This is a genomic window from Pseudomonas sp. Ors-4-3C (genome assembly GCF_055755035.1).
Genome location: NZ_CM146900.1, coordinates 5,250,148 through 5,270,742, shown reverse-complemented (window position 1 = coordinate 5,270,742; position 20,595 = coordinate 5,250,148). Strand labels below are relative to the sequence as shown.

18 protein-coding genes are annotated in these 20,595 nt (G+C 61.7%); 9 read left to right on the top strand and 9 right to left on the bottom strand.

Annotation, left to right across the window (positions count from 1 at the left end):
- Nucleotides 1-2: 2 nt before the first annotated feature.
- The gene (locus tag ACVHNU_RS23880) at nucleotides 3-1,397 is read right to left on the bottom strand and encodes a COG3014 family protein (protein WP_473018415.1); all 1,395 of its coding nucleotides are present in this window, start codon (nucleotides 1,395-1,397) and stop codon (nucleotides 3-5) included.
- A gap of 214 nt (nucleotides 1,398-1,611) precedes the next feature.
- Nucleotides 1,612-3,006: a COG3014 family protein gene (locus ACVHNU_RS23875; RefSeq protein WP_473018414.1), complete on the bottom strand. Its 1,395-nt coding sequence runs from the start codon at nucleotides 3,004-3,006 to the stop codon at nucleotides 1,612-1,614.
- A 192-nt stretch (nucleotides 3,007-3,198) separates the two neighbouring features.
- Here ACVHNU_RS23875 and ACVHNU_RS23870 point away from each other — a divergent pair, with 192 nt between their 5' ends.
- From ACVHNU_RS23870 to ACVHNU_RS23860, 3 genes are all read left to right on the top strand, one after another.
- On the top strand, nucleotides 3,199-4,098 hold the full coding sequence (locus tag ACVHNU_RS23870) for a LysR family transcriptional regulator (RefSeq protein ID WP_473018413.1): 900 nt from the start codon (nucleotides 3,199-3,201) through the stop codon (nucleotides 4,096-4,098).
- An 86-nt stretch (nucleotides 4,099-4,184) separates the two neighbouring features.
- Nucleotides 4,185-6,080 (top strand): FTR1 family protein, encoded by a 1,896-nt coding sequence (locus tag ACVHNU_RS23865; protein WP_473018412.1) that lies wholly within the window; start codon nucleotides 4,185-4,187, stop codon nucleotides 6,078-6,080.
- Nucleotides 6,081-6,189: 109 nt separating this feature from the next.
- On the top strand, nucleotides 6,190-6,645 hold the full coding sequence (locus tag ACVHNU_RS23860) for a YaiI/YqxD family protein (RefSeq protein ID WP_103483661.1): 456 nt from the start codon (nucleotides 6,190-6,192) through the stop codon (nucleotides 6,643-6,645).
- 130 nt (nucleotides 6,646-6,775) lie between these two features.
- On the opposite strand, the gene elbB is transcribed toward ACVHNU_RS23860, so the two are convergent.
- The gene (gene elbB / locus ACVHNU_RS23855; protein WP_473018411.1) at nucleotides 6,776-7,444 is read right to left on the bottom strand and encodes an isoprenoid biosynthesis glyoxalase ElbB; all 669 of its coding nucleotides are present in this window, start codon (nucleotides 7,442-7,444) and stop codon (nucleotides 6,776-6,778) included.
- A 114-nt stretch (nucleotides 7,445-7,558) separates the two neighbouring features.
- On the opposite strand from elbB, the gene ACVHNU_RS23850 reads away from it, so the two are divergent.
- A complete protein-coding gene (locus ACVHNU_RS23850; RefSeq protein ID WP_473018410.1) occupies nucleotides 7,559-8,794 on the top strand; it encodes a sterol desaturase family protein in 1,236 nt (411 codons plus the stop codon).
- On the opposite strand, the gene ACVHNU_RS23845 is transcribed toward ACVHNU_RS23850, so the two are convergent.
- Nucleotides 8,775-9,425 (bottom strand): DedA family protein, encoded by a 651-nt coding sequence (locus ACVHNU_RS23845; RefSeq protein WP_401067318.1) that lies wholly within the window; start codon nucleotides 9,423-9,425, stop codon nucleotides 8,775-8,777. The genes ACVHNU_RS23850 and ACVHNU_RS23845 overlap by 20 nt on opposite strands.
- Nucleotides 9,426-9,632: 207 nt before the next feature.
- Between ACVHNU_RS23845 and hemB the strand changes: the two genes are divergently transcribed.
- Nucleotides 9,633-10,646, top strand: coding sequence for a porphobilinogen synthase (gene hemB, locus ACVHNU_RS23840; RefSeq protein ID WP_003229349.1), 1,014 nt, complete (start codon nucleotides 9,633-9,635; stop codon nucleotides 10,644-10,646).
- A gap of 18 nt (nucleotides 10,647-10,664) precedes the next feature.
- Nucleotides 10,665-12,890: a polyphosphate kinase 1 gene (gene ppk1, locus ACVHNU_RS23835; protein ID WP_003229347.1), complete on the top strand. Its 2,226-nt coding sequence runs from the start codon at nucleotides 10,665-10,667 to the stop codon at nucleotides 12,888-12,890.
- Nucleotides 12,891-13,060: 170 nt separating this feature from the next.
- On the opposite strand, the gene ppx is transcribed toward ppk1, so the two are convergent.
- The 5 genes from ppx to ACVHNU_RS23810 form a co-directional block, all read right to left on the bottom strand.
- Entirely contained in the window at nucleotides 13,061-14,563 is a 1,503-nt protein-coding gene (ppx, locus tag ACVHNU_RS23830; RefSeq protein WP_003229345.1) for an exopolyphosphatase, read from the bottom strand.
- A gap of 208 nt (nucleotides 14,564-14,771) precedes the next feature.
- Nucleotides 14,772-15,509, bottom strand: coding sequence for an amino acid ABC transporter ATP-binding protein (locus ACVHNU_RS23825; RefSeq protein ID WP_103483657.1), 738 nt, complete (start codon nucleotides 15,507-15,509; stop codon nucleotides 14,772-14,774).
- Nucleotides 15,496-16,146 (bottom strand): amino acid ABC transporter permease, encoded by a 651-nt coding sequence (locus ACVHNU_RS23820; protein WP_103483656.1) that lies wholly within the window; start codon nucleotides 16,144-16,146, stop codon nucleotides 15,496-15,498. Before ACVHNU_RS23820 ends, ACVHNU_RS23825 begins: the two co-directional genes overlap by 14 nt.
- Nucleotides 16,143-16,811 carry an amino acid ABC transporter permease gene (locus ACVHNU_RS23815; RefSeq protein ID WP_003229338.1) on the bottom strand — a complete coding sequence of 223 codons (669 nt, stop codon included), beginning with the start codon at nucleotides 16,809-16,811 and terminating at the stop codon, nucleotides 16,143-16,145. Before ACVHNU_RS23815 ends, ACVHNU_RS23820 begins: the two co-directional genes overlap by 4 nt.
- 22 nt (nucleotides 16,812-16,833) lie before the next feature.
- Entirely contained in the window at nucleotides 16,834-17,619 is a 786-nt protein-coding gene (locus ACVHNU_RS23810) for a transporter substrate-binding domain-containing protein (protein ID WP_103483654.1), read from the bottom strand.
- Between the two features lie 256 nt (nucleotides 17,620-17,875).
- On the opposite strand from ACVHNU_RS23810, the gene ACVHNU_RS23805 reads away from it, so the two are divergent.
- The 3 genes from ACVHNU_RS23805 to rho all read left to right on the top strand — a co-directional run bounded on the left by ACVHNU_RS23805 (nucleotide 17,876) and on the right by rho (nucleotide 20,540).
- Complete coding sequence (locus tag ACVHNU_RS23805) at nucleotides 17,876-18,583, top strand: FadR/GntR family transcriptional regulator (RefSeq protein ID WP_473018409.1); 708 nt, start codon at nucleotides 17,876-17,878, stop codon at nucleotides 18,581-18,583.
- Nucleotides 18,584-18,703: 120 nt separating this feature from the next.
- The gene (gene trxA, locus ACVHNU_RS23800) at nucleotides 18,704-19,033 is read left to right on the top strand and encodes a thioredoxin TrxA (RefSeq protein WP_003206727.1); all 330 of its coding nucleotides are present in this window, start codon (nucleotides 18,704-18,706) and stop codon (nucleotides 19,031-19,033) included.
- A gap of 247 nt (nucleotides 19,034-19,280) precedes the next feature.
- The gene (gene rho / locus ACVHNU_RS23795; protein WP_003229334.1) at nucleotides 19,281-20,540 is read left to right on the top strand and encodes a transcription termination factor Rho; all 1,260 of its coding nucleotides are present in this window, start codon (nucleotides 19,281-19,283) and stop codon (nucleotides 20,538-20,540) included.
- Nucleotides 20,541-20,595: the final 55 nt, after the last annotated feature.

Sequence of the window (20,595 nt, the reverse complement as noted above, 5' to 3'; positions counted from 1 at the left end):
TCTTAAGGTTGTTTGAGGCTGGCGACGTTGGTCGCGCCGGCGCTCGGGATGACGTGGGCGGCGAGGCCCGCAGCGAACACCTGATTGCCCACGGCGCGCAGGCTGATCACCTGGTAGCGCTGATCGACGGTGACCTTGACCACCGAGCCACCGACGGCGCTCGGCAGACTGACTTGGTGTTCGCCTTTCTTCAAGCGCAGACGCACCACTTGGGTGTTGTCCGGCAGGGTGCGCCACGTACGGGTATCGGCACCTTCCAGCACCGCTGAAGAAATACCCACGGCGAGGCCGGCCAGCGGGTTGGTTTCGTTGATTTTCTTCTGCGCCACACCTTTGGTGATCGCGCGCACGGTGGTGCGCACGATGATCCCCGGCATGTCATCGCGCAGGGCGCGACGGGACATGGCGGTGGTGCTGTTGAGGGCGGTCAGGTTGAGTTGCTGGCCATCGACGCCAATCTGCGCGAACGGTGCGGTGGAGGTGTCAGGCTTGATGATCGGGAACGACAGCGGGGTGATCACCACGTTGTTGGAGATCGGCAACGGCAGCGGCACGCGGATCGAGTCGCGCGCTGGCGCCAGACCGCTTTGCACCACGATCAGGATGTCGCTGTCGTCGCTCTTGGTCGGCTTGTCGAGATTGACCAGCGCCTGCTCCAGCAGCGGCGTGTTCGGACGCAGTTCGGCGGCTTTGCGGTAGCCTGGCGCAGCCAGGTCTTTCTCGCCCAGGGCTTCGTAGACGAAACCGGCCAGGTAATGGCTGAACGCACTCTGGTAGCTGTTTTTCAGGCTGACCACTTCTGGCGCATCGAGGCTGGCGACCGGGTAACCCTGCAGATCCTTGTACTGAGTCTTGATGCCTTCTTTTTCGGCCTCTTCCTCGCTCTTGAGGTATTCCTTGTCACGCAGGTCGGCGATCACCGCTTCACGTTCGTGAGTCTTCTTGATCGCGGTGCGGGCGCCGTCGAAGTCGTTGACCGCCAGCAGGTTGAGGGCCATCTGCGTGGTCAGCATGACTTTTTCGTAGTCGTAGCCTTCGTAGCGGCGGACCTTGTCATTAACGATGAAGCTGCCGAACTGCGCCAGGTATTTGCCGGAGTCGAGCTTGACCGCATCTTCCCACTGCCCGACCACCTGATCGGCACTGGTCCAGGCGTTCTGACTGCCGGACAGGTCGCCCTTGGCGCGCAGCAACTCACCTTTCTCGAAGTAATAGAGCAGGTCTTTGTCGGGGCCGGTGTTGTTTTTTTCCAGCAGGGTCAGCGCGGCATCGACGTTGCCGGTGGCCAGTTGCTGGTTGGTCTGGGCCAGTTCCGAATCGTAGTTGCGAAACGCCGAACAGCCGGACAGCAGGGTGACAGCGCTGAGCGCGATCAAGGTGGGAGTGCGCAATGCCATGGGGGTACTTCTTCCCTGAGCTAGAAACTGCATCAGCCGCCGGTGCTGGTCGGGCTGGTGTGACCCATCGACAGTGGCGCTGGCCTCCTGCCAATTCCTCATAACCAGAGGAGCTTTTATGCCGCGTCGCTATAGCGCGGGCGCGGCATTATAAGCGGGCGATGCTGGCCATGTAATAGCTTTTTAATCGCACTTGTTAGTTTGGTGCCATCACTTATTTCACGGCGGATACGCGATTTCCCACCGACGTGGCAGGTTGAAAAGCGCTGCCGTTTGCGTAAATCCGCTCGCCCAGCACGCGCAGGCCGATCATCTGGCGATTCTGGTCGATGCGGATGTTCAGTGGAGCGCCTGAAGTGTTCGGCAGGCTGATCTGGTGCTCGCCCTTTTTCAGACGCAGGCGCACGACCTGTGTCAGGTTGGGCAGGGTGCGCCAGGTGCGGGTGTCGGCCTGCTCGAAACCATCCCACTGGGTGACGTAGGAGGCCTTGGCCGGATTGCGGCGATTGTCGGTACCTTGAACGTCCGCCGCGAGGAACGCCCGGTAGGTGGTGCGCTGGATAATCCCGGGCATGTCGTCACGCAGTGTGCGCAAAGACATATCGGTGATGCTGTTGACCGCGATCAGCTTTTTCTCGCGACCGTCGATGCGGACCTGATTGAACGGCGCGGTGGAGTTATCCGGCACCATCACCGGGAAGGAAATGTTGGCGACGATCACCTGACCGTCCTTGAGCTGCACCGGATACGGTACGCGCACCGAGCTGCGGGCCGGTGCCAGACCACTTTGCACGATGATCAGCACATCGCTTTCGTCGGCCTTGAGTCCGGGGCTGTCGAGGTCGCGCAGTGCCTGTTGGAAAAACGGCATGTCCGGGCGCAGCTCGATGGCCTGACGATAACCGGGCGCCGCCAGGTCTTTTTCGCCGAGCGCCTCATAGGTGAAGCCGGCGAGGTAGTGACTGAACGCGCTCTGGTAACCGTTTTTCAGGGCAATCACTGCCGGGGATTCGAGCATCACCACCGGATAACCCTGCAGGTCCTTGTAGTGCACGCGCGCGCCCTGGGCCTTGGCCGCATCTTCGATACGTTCGTATTCCAGCTCCCGCTGCCGGGCGATCAGCGCTTCGCGTTCGTGGGTTTTCTTGATGTCGGCACGGGCACCGTCGAAGTCATTCAGCGCCAATTGGTTGAGGGCCATTTGCGTGGTCAACATGACTTTTTCATAGTCGTGCCCATCGTAGCGCCGCAGCTTGTCATTGATGATGCCGCCCCAGTGATCGCCCATCGTCGCGAGCAACTTGTCACCGGTGGTCTCGATCGTGTCCTGGCGCTCGATGATCATCTGCTCAGCGCTGCGCCAGGTTGTCTGGCTCTGCGGCAGCGCGCCGCCGGCGCTGAGGACGGCGCCCTTTTCGAAGTAGTAGAGCAGGTCTTTTTCCGGATCCGGGTTGTGCGCTTCGATCAGCGCTAGGGCGCCGTCGATATTGCCGGCCTTGAACTGGTCGGTGGTCTGTTGCAGTTCCAGGTCGTAGTTGCGATACGCGGCGCAGCCGCTCAGTTGCACAACAGCGGTGATCAACAGGGGCAGCAGCAAGCGGTGGCGCATGAGGGGGTTCATCCTTGAGCGGGAAATGCGACGAGGTGGCGCATTATAGGCGGCAATAGTGGCCAAGTGATGCGTGGTTTTTGTTTGCTGATTGCACAGATCATTGGGATCACGCGGCGGATTTACCGGTGGGATGGATGCGGGGTTTGGGCTAGCCTTGCTGGCCTGACGCTTAACCATTGCGGGACTTCAATGAATCAACTGCAAGCCATGCGCGCGTTTCGTTGCATCGTCGAGTGTCGCGGGTTCAGCGCCGCTGCCGAGCGCCTCGACACCACCCACTCGACGATCTCCCGACAGTTGCAGCAGTTGGAAAGCGAACTCGGCACGCGGCTGATCAATCGCAACACCCGGGGATTCAACCTGACCACGGCGGGGCAGCAGTATTACGCGGCGTGCGTGGACATTCTCGAACGCCTCGATCAAGCCGCGCTGGCGGTTGGTCAGGCCCATGAAAGCCCCAGCGGTGTGCTGCGCATCAGTGCACCGATGGTGATCGGTACGCTGGAACTGGCGAGCTGGCTGCCGGCATTCCAGCAGCGCTATCCCGAGATTGAGGTGGACCTGTCCTGCGATGACCGTTTCGTCGATCTGATCGCCGAGGGCTTCGATGTAGCCCTGCGCATCTGCGGACCCTTGGCCGATTCATCCATGGTGGCGCGGTTGCTGACCGTCTCGGACATGTTGCTGGTGGCTTCGCCGGCTTACGTGGCGCGCAATGGTCTGGTGCGTCTGGTGCGCGAACTCGCCGAGCATCAGTTGCTGGCGTTTGCCGGTGGCAGCGACTGGACGCTGACCGATGCGCGCGGGCTCACCAGCAGCGTGCGCGCGCAGGGCCGCTTCAAGGCCGATTCGATCAGTGCGTTGCATGCTGCCGCGCTGGCCGGGGTCGGCATCGCCGCGTTCACCCGGGCCACGGTTCAGGAGAATCTGCTCAGTGGTCGGCTGGTGCAGATCCTGCCCAACTATAACCTGGGGCAGCGCCACTATTACGCGCTCTATCCGCATGCCCGGCACGTCGCGCTGAAGGTGCAGGTGTTCGTCGAATTCATGCTGGAGCATTACCGCAACACACCCGTCGCGCTGCGTTAAAACGCCACGAGACATCGACAGAGCTTGAGTGAAAAGCGTTCGAAGTGAACAATATGTAACTTCGCATTTCCATTTGAGACTCATTCATGACTGCCGCGTCCCGATTCCTGGCCTGGCTGGTGTTCCCTCTTTTGGCCCTGAGCAGTTCCAGCCTGCTGGCCGACACCGTGGAAGGCGCCCCGCAGGCGCTGCACCTGCTCGATTACATCAGCGCCGACTACCCGCCGACGGTCGAGGCGGGCAAGGTCGTCGACGACGGCGAGTACCGTGAGCAACTGGAATTCACCCAGGTGTTGCAGGGGTTGATCGGCGGCCTGCCGGCCAAACCGGAGAAGGCCGCGCTGGAGCAGGGCGTCGAGGCTTTGCATGCGGCTATCACCGCGAAGCAGGACGGCGCTGAAGTCGCGCGTCAGGCCCGGCAACTGGGGGCGCAACTGGCGGTGGCGTATGAAGTCAGCCAGGCGCCGATCATCACTCCCGATCCGACCCGGGGCGCGCCGCTGTACGCCCAGAACTGCTCGGTGTGTCACGGCGCCAGCGGTGCCGGCGACGGCCCGGCGGGCCTCGGCATGACGCCGCCGCCGGCCAATCTGCGCGATGCCGCACGCATCGATCACCTGAGCCTGTACGCGATCTACAGCACCCTCGGCCAAGGCGTCGAAGGCACCGACATGCCGGCGTTCGCCGATCAACTGGACGACCGTCAGCGTTGGGATCTGGCGACCTACATTGCCGGTTTCAGTGCCGACCCGGCCGCAGCCAAGTCCGACAAGACCTTCAACATCGCTGATCTGGCGCGCCAGACCCCGGCCGAGGTGCAGGCCGCCGAAGGCCCGCAAGCGGCGGCGACCTTCCGTGCTCAGCGCGCCCAGCCACCGCAGGTCAAGCGCGGCCCGGCGCAGTTGCTCGATTACACCGCCGCCACGCTGGACAAGAGCCTGGCGGCGTATCGCGCCGGCGATCACGATCAGGCTTACGACCTGTCGGTGGCGGCGTATCTGGAAGGCTTCGAACTGGTCGAAAGCTCGCTGGATAACGTCGACGCCAACTTGCGCAAGGACACTGAAAAATCGCTGATGGCCTACCGTCAATCGTTGCAGGACGGCTTGCCGGTGGCGCAGGCCGAACAGCGTCTGGACGCGGCCAAGGGCAAATTGAAAGAGTCCGCCGAACTGCTCGGCAGCGATGGCCTGAGCTGGTCGCTGAGCTTCATTTCCGGCCTGCTGATTCTGCTGCGTGAAGGCCTCGAAGCGATTCTGGTGCTGGCGGCGATCCTCGCGTTCCTGCGCAACACCGGCCAGCAGTCGGCAGTGCGCAGCGTCAACATCGGTTGGGGCCTGGCGCTGCTCGCCGGGCTTGGTACCTGGGCGCTGGCGGCGTATGTGATCGACGTCAGCGGCTCGCAGCGGGAACTGCTTGAGGGCGCTACGGCGCTGTTCGCCAGCGTCATGGTGCTGTGGCTCGGCGTGTGGATGCACGACCGGCGGCACGCGGCGGCCTGGCAGGATTACATCAAGCAGAGTCTGGTGGGCGGCGGCGGGCGTTTCGGCTTCGCGATCCTCGCGTTCTTCTCGGTGTACCGCGAGTTGTTCGAAGTGATCCTGTTCTACGAAACCCTGTGGCTGCAGGCCGGCCCCGCCGGGCACGACGCGGTGCTGGCCGGTGGTGCGACGGCGCTGGTGCTGCTGATCGGTCTGGCCTGGGTGATCCTGCGTGGCTCGGCGAAACTGCCGCTGACGTTGTTCTTCAGCATCAACGCCGGTCTGCTCTGTGCGCTGTCGGTGGTGTTTGCCGGGCATGGTGTGAAAGCGCTGCAGGAAGCCGGGATCTTTGGCACGCGGCCAGTGGCGTTCTTTGAATTCGACTGGCTGGGGATTCATGCCGATGCCTATTCGCTGACGGCGCAGGCGCTGGCGATTCTGGCGATTGTTGTGTTGTATGGGCGCAGCCGGATGGCCGAGAAGCGGCGGGTCGTCGCTTAAAAAGCATTCGCTGGCGCTCACATTCGCGGGCAAGCCCGCTCCCACAGGTTTAGCGTTAACCTTGTGGGAGCGTGGCTTGCCCGCGATGCTTTTAAGAGAGGAAAAGAAGATGCGTGTATGGATCGATGCCGACGCCTGCCCCCGGGCTGCCAAGGATCTGGTGGTGAAGTTCGCCCTCAAGCGCCAGTTCGAAGTGGTGCTGGTGGCCGGGCAGCCGCAGACCAAACCGGGGCTGGCCATCGTCAAACTGATCGTGGTGCCCAGCGGCCCGGATGCGGCGGACGATTATCTGGTGGAACACGCGGTGCCCGGAGAGCTGGTGATCTGCAGCGATATTCCGCTGGCCGATCGTCTGGTGAAGAAGGGCGTGGCGGCGCTGGATCCGCGCGGCAAGGAGTTCGACGCGCAGAACATGGGCGAGCGCCTGGCGGTGCGCAACCTGTTCACCGACCTGCGCGAACAGGGCCAGATCAGCGGCGGCCCGGCACCGTTCGGCGAGCGCGAGAAGCAGGCGTTTGCCAATGCGCTGGACCGGATCCTAACGCGCCTGATCCGCAAACCCTGAGCCAAACACAAATCCCATGTGGGAGCGGGCTTGCTCGCGAAGGCGTCGTATCAGACAACATTGATTGGAATGACACACCGCTTTCGCGAGCAAGCCCGCTCCCACATTTCGCTCTGCATGCAGTCAGAGATCAAACATCGTTGTCGTGGGTCAGTTCGAGCACCCGATCGACCAGTTTGTTGATCCCCGAAGCCGCTTCACTGATGTTCTGCGCCAGCATGTAAGCCGGGGTCGTCACCAGTTTGCGTGCCTTGTCTTCGATGATGTCGGTCACCGCGCAGTCTTCGTGGGTGGCGCCCATCTTGTTCATCGCGGTAGCAGTGTCGGCGTCATTGCCGATGGTGCAGGTCACGCCCGGGCCGTAGATCTTTGCCGCCAGTGCCGGCGAGATGCACATCAGGCCTACCGGTTTACCCGCTTCGGCAAACGCTTCGGCCAGTTCCAGCACTTGCGGCTGCACGCTGCAGCCGGCGCCTTCGACGGCGAAATTCGAGAGGTTCTTCGCCGCACCAAAACCGCCAGGCACGATCAGCGCGTCGAAGTCATCGACGTTGGCCTCGCGGATGTCCTTGATGTTGCCGCGGGCAATGCGCGCCGACTCGACCAGCACGTTGCGCGTCTCGGGCATTTCTTCACCGGTCAGGTGATTGATTACATGCAATTGCGCGATGTTCGGGGCGAAGCATTGCACCTGCGCGCCACGTTGATCCAGGCGTAGCAGGGTGATGACGCTCTCGTGGATCTCGGCGCCGTCGTACACGCCGCTGCCGGACAGGATCACTGCAACTTTTTTGCTCATGGGTTTCTCTCCAGATTCATGGCGCTAAATGTCCACTAAATTGTCGCGCGTTGCCATAGGGGGAAAGGGCGGCTACACCTAGGATCTGTCCATAGAATCCGACCGGGGCGCGCCATGGACTTCATTCTGTATGCAGTGCCGTTTTTCTTCGTGCTGATGGCCGCCGAGCTGCTTGCCGATCGCTGGCGCGGGACCAGCCACTATCGCCTCGCCGATTCGGTCAACAGCCTCAGCGCCGGGGTGTTGTCGACCAGCACCGGCCTGTTGACCAAGGGGTTTGGGCTGCTGACGTATGCGTTTGCCCTGGATCATCTGGCGCTGATCAGGTTGTCGGCCGACAGCCTCTGGGTCTGGGTGCTGGCCTTCGTCTTCTATGACTTCTGCTATTACTGGCTGCACCGGTTGGGCCATGAGCGCAACATTCTCTGGGCCGCGCACTCGGTGCATCACCAGAGCGAGGAGTACAACCTCTCCACGGCGTTGCGCCAGACCAGTACCGGTTTTCTGCTGGGCTGGATCTTCTATTTGCCGATGGCCGTGCTCGGCGTGCCGCTGCTGGTGTTTGTCAGCGTCGCGGCGATGAATCTGCTGTATCAGTTCTGGGTGCACACCCGGCACATTCCCAAGCTCGGCGGGTTCGAGTGGTTCTTCGTTACGCCATCCAATCATCGGGCCCACCATGCACAGAACGCTCTCTACATGGATCGCAACTACGGCGGGGTGTTCATTCTTTGGGATCGACTGTTCGGCACGTTTCAGGAAGAGGACGATAACGAGCCAGTGATATTCGGTGTAACTACGCCGCTGGCGAGCTGGAATCCGCTGTGGGCCAATGTGCAGTTTTATGCGCAGTTGTGGGACGACGCCCGCCGCGCCGAACGCCCGTGGGACAAGCTGCGAATCTGGTTCATGCGCACTGGCTGGCGTCCGGCGGATGTCGCGGCCAAGTACCCGCTCAACAAGCCGGACCTGAGCCGCTTCCGCAAATTCGAAGTGCCGCTCGACAGCCGCCGTCAGTGGTATGTGGCCTTGCAGTTCTGCGTCTATATCGCGCTGGGCAGTTACCTGATGGGGCAGGCGCAGCATCTGCCGATCGCCGCGTTGCTGCTGGGGTGGGGCGCGGTGGCGTGGGGTTTGTTTGTGCTGGGGGTGGCGCTGGAGAGTCGCCCATGGGCGTTGTCGGTCGAGCTGCTGCGGCTGGCGTCGAACCTGCCGCTGGTGTGGCTGGCGCCGCTGCTCGGGCTATGGCCGGCCAGCCCGTTGGCCTGGGCTGGTTTGCTCGGTTACAGCCTGCTCAGCGGCATCGGGCTGTATGGCTGTCGCCAGCGTGTTACTCGGCTGGCGTCTTAGGTTCGGCGGGTTTGGCTTGCTCCGCTTGAAGCAGGTGCGCCGCTTTTGCGGCTTGCTCGTCGGCGTAAACCTGCTTGGCCAGGCGCGCATTCTTGAAGCGGCGACGCAGCCACAGGCCGACACCCAGTACCAACAGCGCGCCGAGGACCCACAGTTCGTACTTCTTGATGCTGCCGAGCATGCCTTCGAGCACCGCGCCGAAGTGGTAGGCAGCGGCCGCGAGGGCGGTGGCCCAGATTGCCGCACCGATGCCGTTGAGCAGCAGATAACGTCCCGGCGGATACCCCGACAGACCGATCGCCACCGGCATCACCGTGCGCAGGCCATAAACGAAGCGAAAGCTCAGGACCCAGATGTCCGGGTGCTTGCGGATGTGTTCCAGCGCGCGGTCGCCCATCATCTGCCAGCGCGGTTTGCGCGCCAGCAATTTGCGCCCGTGCTTGCGCCCCAGGAAGTACCACAGCTGATCGCCGGCATAGCTGCCGAAGAACGCCACGACCACCACCAGGTTGATGTCCATGTATCCACGGAACGCGAGGAAGCCTGCGAGCACCAGGATGGTTTCGCCTTCGAAGAACGTGCCGAGGAACAAGGCAAAGTAGCCGAAGTCATGCAGAAATTGTTGGAGCATTGTCTGGGTGCTGGCGAAATGAACGCGCAGCCTAACCCTTCGGACACATTCAGGAAAGTGTCGAAATGTGTCTCGACGTGAACAATTCCTACGCTGACAATGGAATGCGGCTACATGTCACGGGGTGCGCACAACTGTAATCTGTTGGTCATAATGGCCGCTTATAACTGTCACGCTCGCCCGTTTGCGCGGGCTCAGGAGTCTGCCGTGAGCTTTACCCCTGCCAACCGTTTGTTCCCAGCCACGCGTTTGCGCCGCAACCGTCGTGATGATTTTTCACGCCGGCTGGTACGGGAAAACGTGCTGACGGTCGATGACCTGATCCTGCCGGTGTTCGTGCTTGAGGGTGAAAACCGTCGCGAAGCCGTGGCCTCGATGCCCGGTGTCGAACGTCTGACCATCGATCTGCTGCTTGAAGAGGCGGCGCAATGGGTCGAACTGGGGATCCCGGCGCTGGCGCTGTTCCCGGTCACGCCAACCGAATTGAAATCCCTCGACGCTGCCGAAGCCTGGAACCCGCAGGGCATCGCCCAGCGCGCCACCCGCGCCTTGCGTGAGCGTTTCCCGGAATTGGGAGTGATCACCGACGTCGCGCTTGATCCGTTCACCACCCACGGTCAGGACGGCATTCTCGACGAAGACGGCTACGTGCAGAACGACATCACCGTCGACGCACTGGTCAAACAGGCTTTGTCCCACGCCGAAGCCGGCGCTCAGGTCGTGGCCCCATCGGACATGATGGACGGTCGCATCCAGGCGATCCGCGAGGCGCTGGAGCTGGCCGGTCACGTCAACGTGCGGATCATGGCCTACTCGGCCAAGTACGCCAGCGCCTATTACGGGCCGTTCCGTGATGCCGTGGGTTCGGCAGCGAATCTGGGCAAGGCCAACAAGGCCTCCTATCAGATGGACCCGGCCAACAGCGACGAAGCGCTGCACGAAGTCGGTGCGGACTTGTCTGAAGGCGCGGACATGGTCATGGTCAAACCCGGCATGCCGTACCTGGACATTCTTTTCCGGGTAAAAGATGCCTTCAAGGTGCCGACCTTCGTCTATCAGGTTAGCGGCGAATACGCCATGCACATGGCGGCGATCCAGAATGGCTGGTTGAGCGAGGCGGTGATTGTCGAATCACTGACCGCCTTTAAACGTGCCGGCGCTGATGGCATCCTGACTTACTTTGCTGTCCGTGCCGCTCAATTGTTACGAGAGCAGAAATAGCCCTCCCAGGAACATTCGATGAATACCGAAGGACTCACTGAAACTGCAGTAAAAGAAGCTCAACCGGTGGTGGAGCAAATCACCGAAACCCCGCCGGAACTGGAGCCTGCGCCACCCGCGCCGGTCACCGAACCCGTCGCGGCGGCGCCAGTGATTGCGATCCCGGGGCTGGATGACAGCAGCCTGTACATCCACCGCGAGCTCTCGCAACTGCAGTTCAACATCCGCGTGCTGGAACAGGCGCTGGACGAGTCCTATCCGTTGCTGGAGCGGCTGAAGTTCCTGCTGATCTTCTCCAGCAACCTCGACGAATTCTTCGAGATCCGCGTCGCCGGCCTTAAGAAGCAGATCACCTTCGCCCGCGAACAGGCCGGTGCCGACGGTCTGCAACCGCATCAGGCGCTGGCGCGGATCAGCGAGCTGGTGCACGGTCACGTTGACCGCCAGTACGCGATTCTCAACGATATCCTGCTGCCGGAGCTGGAAAAGCATCAGGTGCGCTTCATCCGTCGCCGTCACTGGACGACCAAGATCAAGACCTGGGTGCGCCGTTATTTCCGCGATGAGATCGCACCGATCATCACCCCGATCGGCCTCGACCCGACGCACCCGTTCCCGTTGCTGGTGAACAAGAGCCTGAACTTCATCGTCGAACTGGAAGGCATCGACGCCTTCGGTCGCGACTCCGGTCTGGCGATCATCCCGGCACCGCGCCTGCTGCCACGGATCATCAAGGTTCCGGAAGAAGTCGGCGGCCCGGGCGACAACTATGTGTTCCTGTCGTCGATGATCCACGCCCACGCCGATGACCTGTTCCAGGGCATGAAGGTCAAGGGCTGCTACCAGTTCCGCCTGACCCGAAACGCCGACCTGGCGCTCGACTCCGAAGACGTCGAAGACCTGGCGCGCGCTCTGCGTGGCGAGCTGTTCTCGCGGCGCTACGGTGATGCGGTGCGTCTGGAAGTCGCCGACACCTGCCCGAAACACCTGTCGGACTACCTGCTCAAGCAGTTCAACCTGAGCGAGACCGAGCTGTATCAGGTCAACGGCCCGGTCAACCTGACCCGTCTGTTCAGCATCACCGGTCTGGACAGCCACCCGGAGCTGCAATACACGCCTTTCACCCCGCAGATCCCGAAACTGCTGCAGAACAGCGAGAACATTTTCAGCGTGGTGAGCAAGCAGGACATCCTGTTGCTGCACCCGTTCGAGTCGTTCACCCCGGTGGTCGACCTGTTGCGCCAAGCCGCCAAAGATCCGCATGTTCTCGCCGTGCGTCAGACCCTGTACCGTTCCGGCGCCAACTCGGAAATCGTCGATGCGCTGGTGGACGCCGCGCGTAACGGCAAGGAAGTGACCGCGGTCATCGAACTGCGCGCACGCTTCGACGAAGAGTCCAACCTGCAACTGGCCAGCCGTCTGCAAGCGGCCGGTGCGGTGGTGATTTACGGTGTGGTCGGCTTCAAGACCCACGCCAAGATGATGCTGATCCTGCGTCGCGAGGCCGGCGAGATCGTGCGTTACGCGCACCTCGGCACCGGTAACTACCACGCCGGCAACGCCCGTCTGTACACCGACTACAGCCTGCTGACCTCCGATGACGCGCTTTGCGAAGACGTCGGCAAACTGTTCAGTCAGTTGATCGGCATGGGTAAAACCCTGCGCATGAAGAAGCTGCTGCATGCGCCGTTCACCCTGAAGAAGGGCATGCTCGACATGATTGCCCGGGAGACCCAGTTCGCCCTCGATGGCAAACCGGCGCACATCATTGCCAAGTTCAACTCGCTGACCGATCCGAAGATCATCCGCGCGCTGTACAAGGCCAGCCAGTCCGGCGTGCGCATCGATCTGGTGGTGCGTGGCATGTGCTGCCTGCGTCCGGGCATCGCCGGGGTTTCGCACAACATCCATGTGCGCTCGATCATCGGTCGCTTCCTCGAGCACACCCGGGTGTTCTACTTCCTCAACGGCGGCGAGGAGCAGATGTTCCTCTCCAGCGCCGACTGGATGGAGCGCAACCTCGACAAACGCGTCGAGACTTGCTTCCCGGTGGAAGGCAAGAAGCTGCTGACCCGCGTCAAGAAAGAGCTGGAGCTGTACCTGACCGACAACACCCACAGCTGGAGCCTGCAGTCGGATGGCCGTTACATCCGCAACACGCCAACCGGCAACCAGAACCCGCGCAGTGCGCAGGCGACGTTGCTGGAGCGGCTGGGCAGCCCGATTCTGCCGGTGAGCAGCTAAGCCGCAAGCGCAATAAAAAAGGCGATCCCTCGGGATCGCCTTTTTTGTACCTGTCGTTCACCCACCTGTGGCGAGGGAGCTTGCTCCCGCTGGACTGCGCAGCAGGCCCACGCTTTAAAAGAAAGGGCCGCTTCGCGCCCCAGCGGGAGCAAGCTCCCTCACCACGAGGATCAGTGCACGGTGAGGACGATGCCAACCCGCGTCAGCCAGTCGGCTTCGAGACCAAAGTCGGCCTGAGTCAGCTGATTCTCATCCAGCCAGTTCTCCGGGAATTCCACGTCGAGGTTGTCGCCCTTGGCATGCAGCGTCACTTGCGGCATCGCCTGGGTGCCACGGATGTGGTGGAACAGGATCGCGAAGCGCAGCAGCACACAGAGGCGGATCAGCTTGTCGCCGTCGTCACCGAATTCGGCGAACTTGTCCTTGGGGATGTTGCGGCGATGGCCGCGCACCAGCAGGGCGAGCATTTGCTGGTCTTCGCGGGAGAAGCCGGCGAGGTCCGAGTGCTCGATCAGGTAGGCGCCGTGCTTGTGGTAGTGGTAGTGCGCAATGTCGAGGCCGACTTCGTGGACTTTCGCCGCCCAGCCCAGCAGTTCACGCCAGATGCCGTCGTCCAGTTCCCAGTCTTTGGCGACCTGATCGAAAGCGTGCAGGGCTTTGCGTTCTACCCGCGCGGCCTGTTCCAGGTCGACATGGTAACGCTCCATCAGCGAAGTCAGGGTGCGTTCGCGCACGTCTTCGTGGTGATGGCGGCCGAGCAGGTCGTAGAGCACTCCTTCACGCAGCGCGCCTTCGCAGTGATCCATGCGTTGCAGTTCGAGGGCATCGAAGATCGCCTCGAGAATTGCCAGACCTGCGGGGAAGATCGCCCGGCGGTCAGGCTTGATGCCTTCGAAGTCGATCTTGTCGACATCACCCAGTTTGAACAGACGACGCTTGAGCCATGCCAAACCTTCGGCATTCACTTCGCCGGTGCCATGCCCGCCGGCCTTCAGCGCCAGGCCGATGGCGCGGATGGTGCCCGAGGAGCCGATGGCTTCATCCCAGGTCAGGCGATGCAGGGCGTGCTCGATGCTCATGATCTCCAGCCGCGCCGCGGTGTACGCCTGAGCGTAACGGGCCGGGGTGATCTTGCCGTCCTTGAAGTAGCGCTGGGTGAAGCTGACGCAGCCCATTTGCAGGCTTTCGCGCAGCAGCGGTTCAAAACGCTGCCCAATGATGAATTCGGTACTGCCGCCGCCGATGTCGGCCACCAGGCGCTTGCCCGGGGTGTCGGCGAGGGTGTGCGAAACGCCCAGATAAATCAGCCGCGCTTCTTCACGGCCGGAGATGACTTCCACCGGGTGACCGAGGATTTCTTCGGCGCGGTGGATGAATTCCAGGCGATTGCGCGCTTCGCGCAGGGCGTTGGTGCCGACGATCCGCACGGCGCCCAGCGGCATGCCGTTGATCAGTTGGGCGAAACGCTTGAGGCAGTCGAGGCCACGCTGCATCGATTCTTCGTTGAGATGGCGCTCATCGTCGATACCGGCGGCGAGCTGCACTTTCTCTCCGAGGCGCTCCAGGATACGGATTTCACCGTTCTGGGCCTTGGCCACGACCATGTGGAAGCTGTTGGAGCCCAGGTCGATTGCGGCGATCAGGGACAGATTCTTGGCTTTGGATTGCGGCATGGTCTGGGGGTCTCGGTCGATAACCCCGCCATCGTGCCACGATCAAACGCTGGCGCCAACGCGCATGGCTCAAACCGTTGATCCTGCGCATAAAAGCTTGAGACCGCGGCGCGGCCATTCGCGAGCAAGCCCGCTCCCACAGGTGACCGCGTTCCAATGTGGGAGCGGGCTTGCTCGCGAAGAGGCTATTACAGCCACTGCAAATCCTTCAGGCTGTCGTTTCGACCGTCCCAATGAAATTCGCCAGCTCCGCCGTCTGCGGATGGGCGAACAACACCTGCGGATCCCCCACCTCATGCACCTTGCCATGGTGCATGAACACCAGTTTGTCGCCGACCTCGCGGGCAAAGCGCATTTCGTGGGTGACCATGATCAGGGTCATGCCTTCCTTGGCCAGTTGGCGCACCACAGCGAGCACTTCGTTGACCAGTTCCGGGTCCAGCGCCGAGGTGATTTCGTCGCACAGCAACACTTTCGGCGACATCGCCAGTGCCCGCGCAATCGCCACGCGCTGTTGCTGACCACCAGACAAACGATCCGGGAAGGCGTCGAATTTCTCTCCAAGGCCCACGCGTTCGAGCATCTTGCGCGCCAGCTCCGCAGCCTTGGCCTTGGGTACTTTCTGCACCACCTGCGGCGCGAGCATCACGTTTTCGCCGACGGTCAGGTGCGGGAACAGGTTGAACTGCTGAAACACCATGCCGACTTTCTGCCGCAGGCTGCGCAGGTCGGCGCGGGCGGCGTCGAGGTATTCGCCGTCGACTTCGATCACCCCGTCGTTGATCGACTCCAGGCCGTTGAGGGTGCGCAGCAGGGTGGATTTGCCCGAGCCGCTGCGGCCGATGATTGCCACCACCTGGCCTTCCTCGACACTCAGGTCGATGCCTTTGAGTACGTGGTGATCGCCGTAGTATTTATGCAGGGCGGAAATTCTAAGCAGAGGCATGCAGTCTCCTTTCCAGGTAGCGCGCACTGAGCGACAAGGGGTAGCAGAGCAGGAAGTAGCCGAGGGCGACGAGGCCATAGACCATGAACGGTTCGAAGGTGGCGTTGGCGAGCATGCCGCCGGTCTTGGTCAGCTCGGTGAAACCGATGATCGAGGTCACCGCAGTGCCTTTGACCACTTGCACCGAGAAGCCCACGGTCGGCGCCACGGCGATGCGCAGCGCCTGCGGCAGGATCACGTAGCGCAACTGCTCCAGTGGATTCAGCGCCAGGCTCGACGAGGCTTCCCACTGACCATTGGGAATCGCTTCGACGCAGCCGCGCCAGATCTCCGCCAGGTACGCACTGGTAAACAGCGTCAAGGCAATCGCCGCGGCCATCCACGGCGAGATTTCGATCCCGGCCAGCGCCACGCCGAAGAACACCAGAAACAGTTGCATCAGCAACGGTGTGCCCTGGAACAGCTCGATCCAGGTGCGGGCAATGTTGCTCGGCAAGCGGTTTTTCGAAATGCGCATCACCAGAATCAGCAGCCCGACGAGCCCTCCACCGATGAACGCCACCAGCGACAGCGCCAGCGTCCATTGCAGGCCGGTGAGCAGGTTGCGCAGGATGTCCCAGAAGGTGAAGTCGCTCATCGGCTGCTCCTCGCGATATAGCGGCGACCGACCCAGTTCAGCAGTTGGCGTATCAGCAGCGCCATGCACAGGTAGATCAGCGTGGTCAGCGCGTAGGTTTCAAAGGCGCGGAAATTGCGCGACTGAATGAAGTTGGCGGCGAAGCTCAGCTCCTCGGTGGCGATTTGCGAACACACCGCCGAGCCGAGCATGACGATGATGATCTGGCTGCTCAGGGCCGGCCAGACCTTGCCCAGCGCCGGCAGCAGGATCACGTGACGGAACGCCTCGAAACGGCTCATCGCCAGTGCGGCGGCGGCCTCCAGTTGTCCGCGCGGAATCGCCTGGATGCCGGCGCGGATGATCTCGGTCGAATACGCGCCGAGGTTGATCACCATCGCCAGCACCGCCGCCTGCCACTCGGAAATCTGCACCCCGAGCGAGGGCAGGCCGAAGAAGATGAAGAACAGTTGCACCAGAAACGGCGTGTTGCGGATCAACTCGACGTAGACGCCGAAGATTGCCGAGAACGGGCGGATGTTCCACGCCCGCACCAGCGCGCCGACAATGCCCACGCCGACCCCGAACAGCGCGCCAATGGCCGTCAGTTCCAGGGTGAACAGTGCGCCGCGCAGCAACAGATCGGTGTTTTGCAGCACCGGCATGAAATCGAACTGATAAGCCATCAATTGTCTCCCGCGCGATCGATCAGAGATCGGCCGGCAGCGGCTCTTTGAGCCAGGTCTGCGAGTTTTTCTCCAGCGCGCCGTCAGCCTTGGCGGTGGCGAGGATCTCGTTGACCTTGCCCAGCAGCGCCGGCTCGTTCTTGTTCACGCCAACGTAGACCGGCGAATCCTTGAGCTTCACTTTCAGCGCCGGTACGCGTTTCGGGTTCTTCTCGCTGATGGCGACCATCACCACGTTGCCGCTGGCGATCAGGTCGACTTGCCCGGCGAGGTAGGCGGCGATGGTCGAGTTGTTATCTTCGAAGCGCTTGATGGTCACGCCTTCGGGGGCGACCTTGGTCAGCTCAATGTCTTCGATGGCGCCACGAGTGACGCTGATGGTCTTGCCTTTAAGGTCGTCGAGGCTGCTGATTGCCGCGTCCGGCGGGCCGAACACGGCGAGGTAGAACGGCGCGTAGGCGTTGGAGAAGTCGATGACTTTCTCGCGCTCCGGGTTCTTGCCCAGGCTGGAGATCACCAGATCGACCTTGCCGGTGGTCAGGAACGGGATGCGGTTGGTGCTGTTGACCGGGGTCAGTTCTAGTTTGACCTTGAGTTGGTCGGCCAGCAGCTTTGCCGTGTCGATGTCCAGGCCACGGGGTTTCATGTCCGGGCCGACTGAGCCGAACGGCGGGAAGTCCTGGGGCACCGCGACTTTCAGCGTGCCGCGTTTGACCACGTCGTCCAGACCGTCGGCGTGGGCGGGGGCCTGGCTCAGCATCAGGCTGGCAAACAGGGCGGTGAGGAGGGCGCTGTAACGCAGGCTCATGGCAAATCTCCAGATCGGCGGGAAGTGTTTTCTGCGATCGGACAGAGCACGCGCCGTGCCAATACCCGGATTTATCCCCGGCAGGCCGCGGGTTTGCCGGGTTTGTTCGGTCTTACTGGTCTGAACAGTCAGGTGGTTTTTCGCACCTCGATAGCGCATCGACAGCGGACGCCGAACCCCGCTGGGGCACGACTTGCCGGATCCGGCGAATAGCTTTACAACTAGCCGCACCTTGGCCTGGCTCGTCTGAAAAACCATGAACTCGATCTCCCGTGCGGTACCCGAAGTGGCGCTGCAAGCGATCCGCAAACTGATCACCGAACAGGGTTTCGGCGTGGGCGATGCGTTGCCGTCGCAACGGGACCTGGCGGTGCAACTGGGGGTCAGCCGCGCATCGTTGCGCGAGGCGCTGTCGTCGCTCAGTGCGCTGGGGGTGATCAGCATCCAGCCGGGCAAAGGCGTGTTCGTGCAGGCGCCGGTGGAACTTGGGCACGGTGAAAATGCCCCGGGCTGGCCGTTTGCGGCGCAGGCCTCGCCGCTGGATATCTTTCAGTTGCGCTATGCACTGGAGGGATTCGCCGCCGGGTTGGCGGCGGTGACCTTGAGCACGTTCGATCTGGATGCGCTGGAGGACAACGTCGCGGCGATGCGCGAGCAATTGAAGGCTGGGGACTTCGAGGCCGCGGCGAAACTCGACTTCGAATTCCACCGGCGCATTCTGCTGGCCAGCGGCAATCAGGCGATGCTGAGCATCCTCACCGCCAGCGCCGAAATCTTTCTCGAGAGTCAGAAACTACCGTTCATCCGCGCCGAACGGGCGATGGAAACCTGGCAGGAGCACCGCAAGATCCTTCGTGCCCTGGCCCGCCGGGCGTCCGCCGCCGCCCAGAAAGCCATGCAGGAGCACGTGCGCAACGCGGCACTGCGCACCGGGATCGCCTTCATCGCCCCCGCCACCGCGTGACTTGAGCTATACCCAGACTCATGGGCCGCCATAGCAAGACTCAATCATCTGCGGCTTCCTGAACAAGGGAAGGGCGGATATGATGGGCCACGTTTTTTTGCTTACAACCTGGAGAATTCCATGAGCAGCGATCTTATCAAACACGTTAGCGACGCCAGCTTCGAAGCCGACGTACTCAAGGCCGAAGGCGCTGTACTGGTCGACTACTGGGCTGAATGGTGTGGCCCTTGCAAAATGATCGCTCCGGTTCTGGACGAGATTGCCGAGACTTACAAAGGCAAGCTGACCGTCGCCAAACTGAACATCGACGAAAACCAGGAAACCCCGGCCAAGCACGGCGTGCGTGGTATCCCGACGCTGATGCTGTTCAAGAACGGCAACGTTGAAGCGACCAAGGTCGGCGCTCTGTCGAAGTCGCAACTGGCTGCTTTCCTCGACGCCAACATCTAAGCGTCGCTGCAAAGTGCCCTGAAAAAGCCCCGCAAATTGCGGGGCTTTTTGCGTATTCAGGGCTAGACGCTCCGAAATTCAGGTGGTACATTCGGCCCCGCACTGGTTTCTCCACTGCCCCCTGCTAGCCGTCGCCGACGCACTCCTTTTCGAACAAGTTCGCGATCCTGTCGCCTTCTCCGCGGCGCGGCCTCATTAAGCCAAAAGCTTAATTTCCCCCCTCCATAAATGATTACGTCATTCCTATATGAATCTGACTGAACTCAAGCAAAAGCCGATTACCGAACTGCTCGAATTGGCCGAACAGATGGGCATAGAAAATATGGCCCGTTCGCGCAAGCAGGACGTGATTTTCTCCCTGCTGAAAAAGCACGCGAAAAGCGGCGAGGAAATCTCCGGTGATGGCGTGCTGGAGATTCTCCAGGACGGCTTCGGCTTCCTGCGCTCCGCTGACGCTTCCTACCTCGCCGGCCCGGACGATATCTACGTCTCGCCGAGCCAGATCCGTCGTTTCAACTTGCGCACCGGTGACACCATCGTTGGCAAGATCCGCCCTCCAAAGGAAGGCGAGCGTTACTTCGCTCTGCTCAAGGTCGACACGATCAACTTCGATCGTCCGGAGAACGCGAAGAACAAGATTCTCTTCGAGAACCTGACCCCGCTGTTCCCGACCGTGCGCATGAAGATGGAAGCCGGTAACGGTTCCACCGAAGACCTGACCGGTCGTGTGATCGACTTGTGCGCCCCGATCGGCAAAGGCCAGCGTGGTTTGATCGTTGCACCGCCGAAAGCCGGTAAAACGATCATGCTGCAGAACATCGCCGCGAACATCGCCCGGAACAATCCTGAAGTTCACCTGATCGTGCTGTTGATCGACGAACGTCCGGAAGAAGTGACCGAAATGCAGCGCACCGTGCGTGGCGAAGTGGTTGCCTCGACCTTCGACGAGCCGCCGACCCGTCACGTGCAGGTTGCCGAAATGGTGATCGAGAAGGCCAAGCGCCTGGTCGAACACAAGAAGGACGTGGTGATCCTGCTCGACTCCATCACCCGTCTGGCCCGTGCCTACAACACCGTGATCCCGAGCTCCGGCAAGGTGCTGACCGGTGGTGTTGACGCCCACGCCCTGGAGAAACCGAAGCGTTTCTTCGGTGCTGCGCGCAACATCGAAGAAGGCGGCTCGCTGACCATTATCGCCACCGCGCTAGTTGAAACCGGCTCGAAGATGGACGAAGTGATCTACGAAGAGTTCAAGGGTACCGGCAACATGGAGCTGCCGCTGGACCGCAAGATTGCGGAAAAGCGCGTCTTCCCGGCCATCAACATCAACCGCTCCGGCACCCGCCGCGAAGAGTTGCTGACGGCCGACGACGAACTGCAGCGCATGTGGATCCTGCGCAAGCTGCTGCACCCGATGGACGAAGTGGCTGCCATCGAGTTCCTGGTCGACAAGCTGAAAACGACCAAGACCAACGACGAGTTCTTCCTGTCGATGAAGCGCAAGTAAGACGAAAGCTGTTTAAAAAGAGCGCCCCGCAAGGGCGCTTTTTTTTGTACCGGTA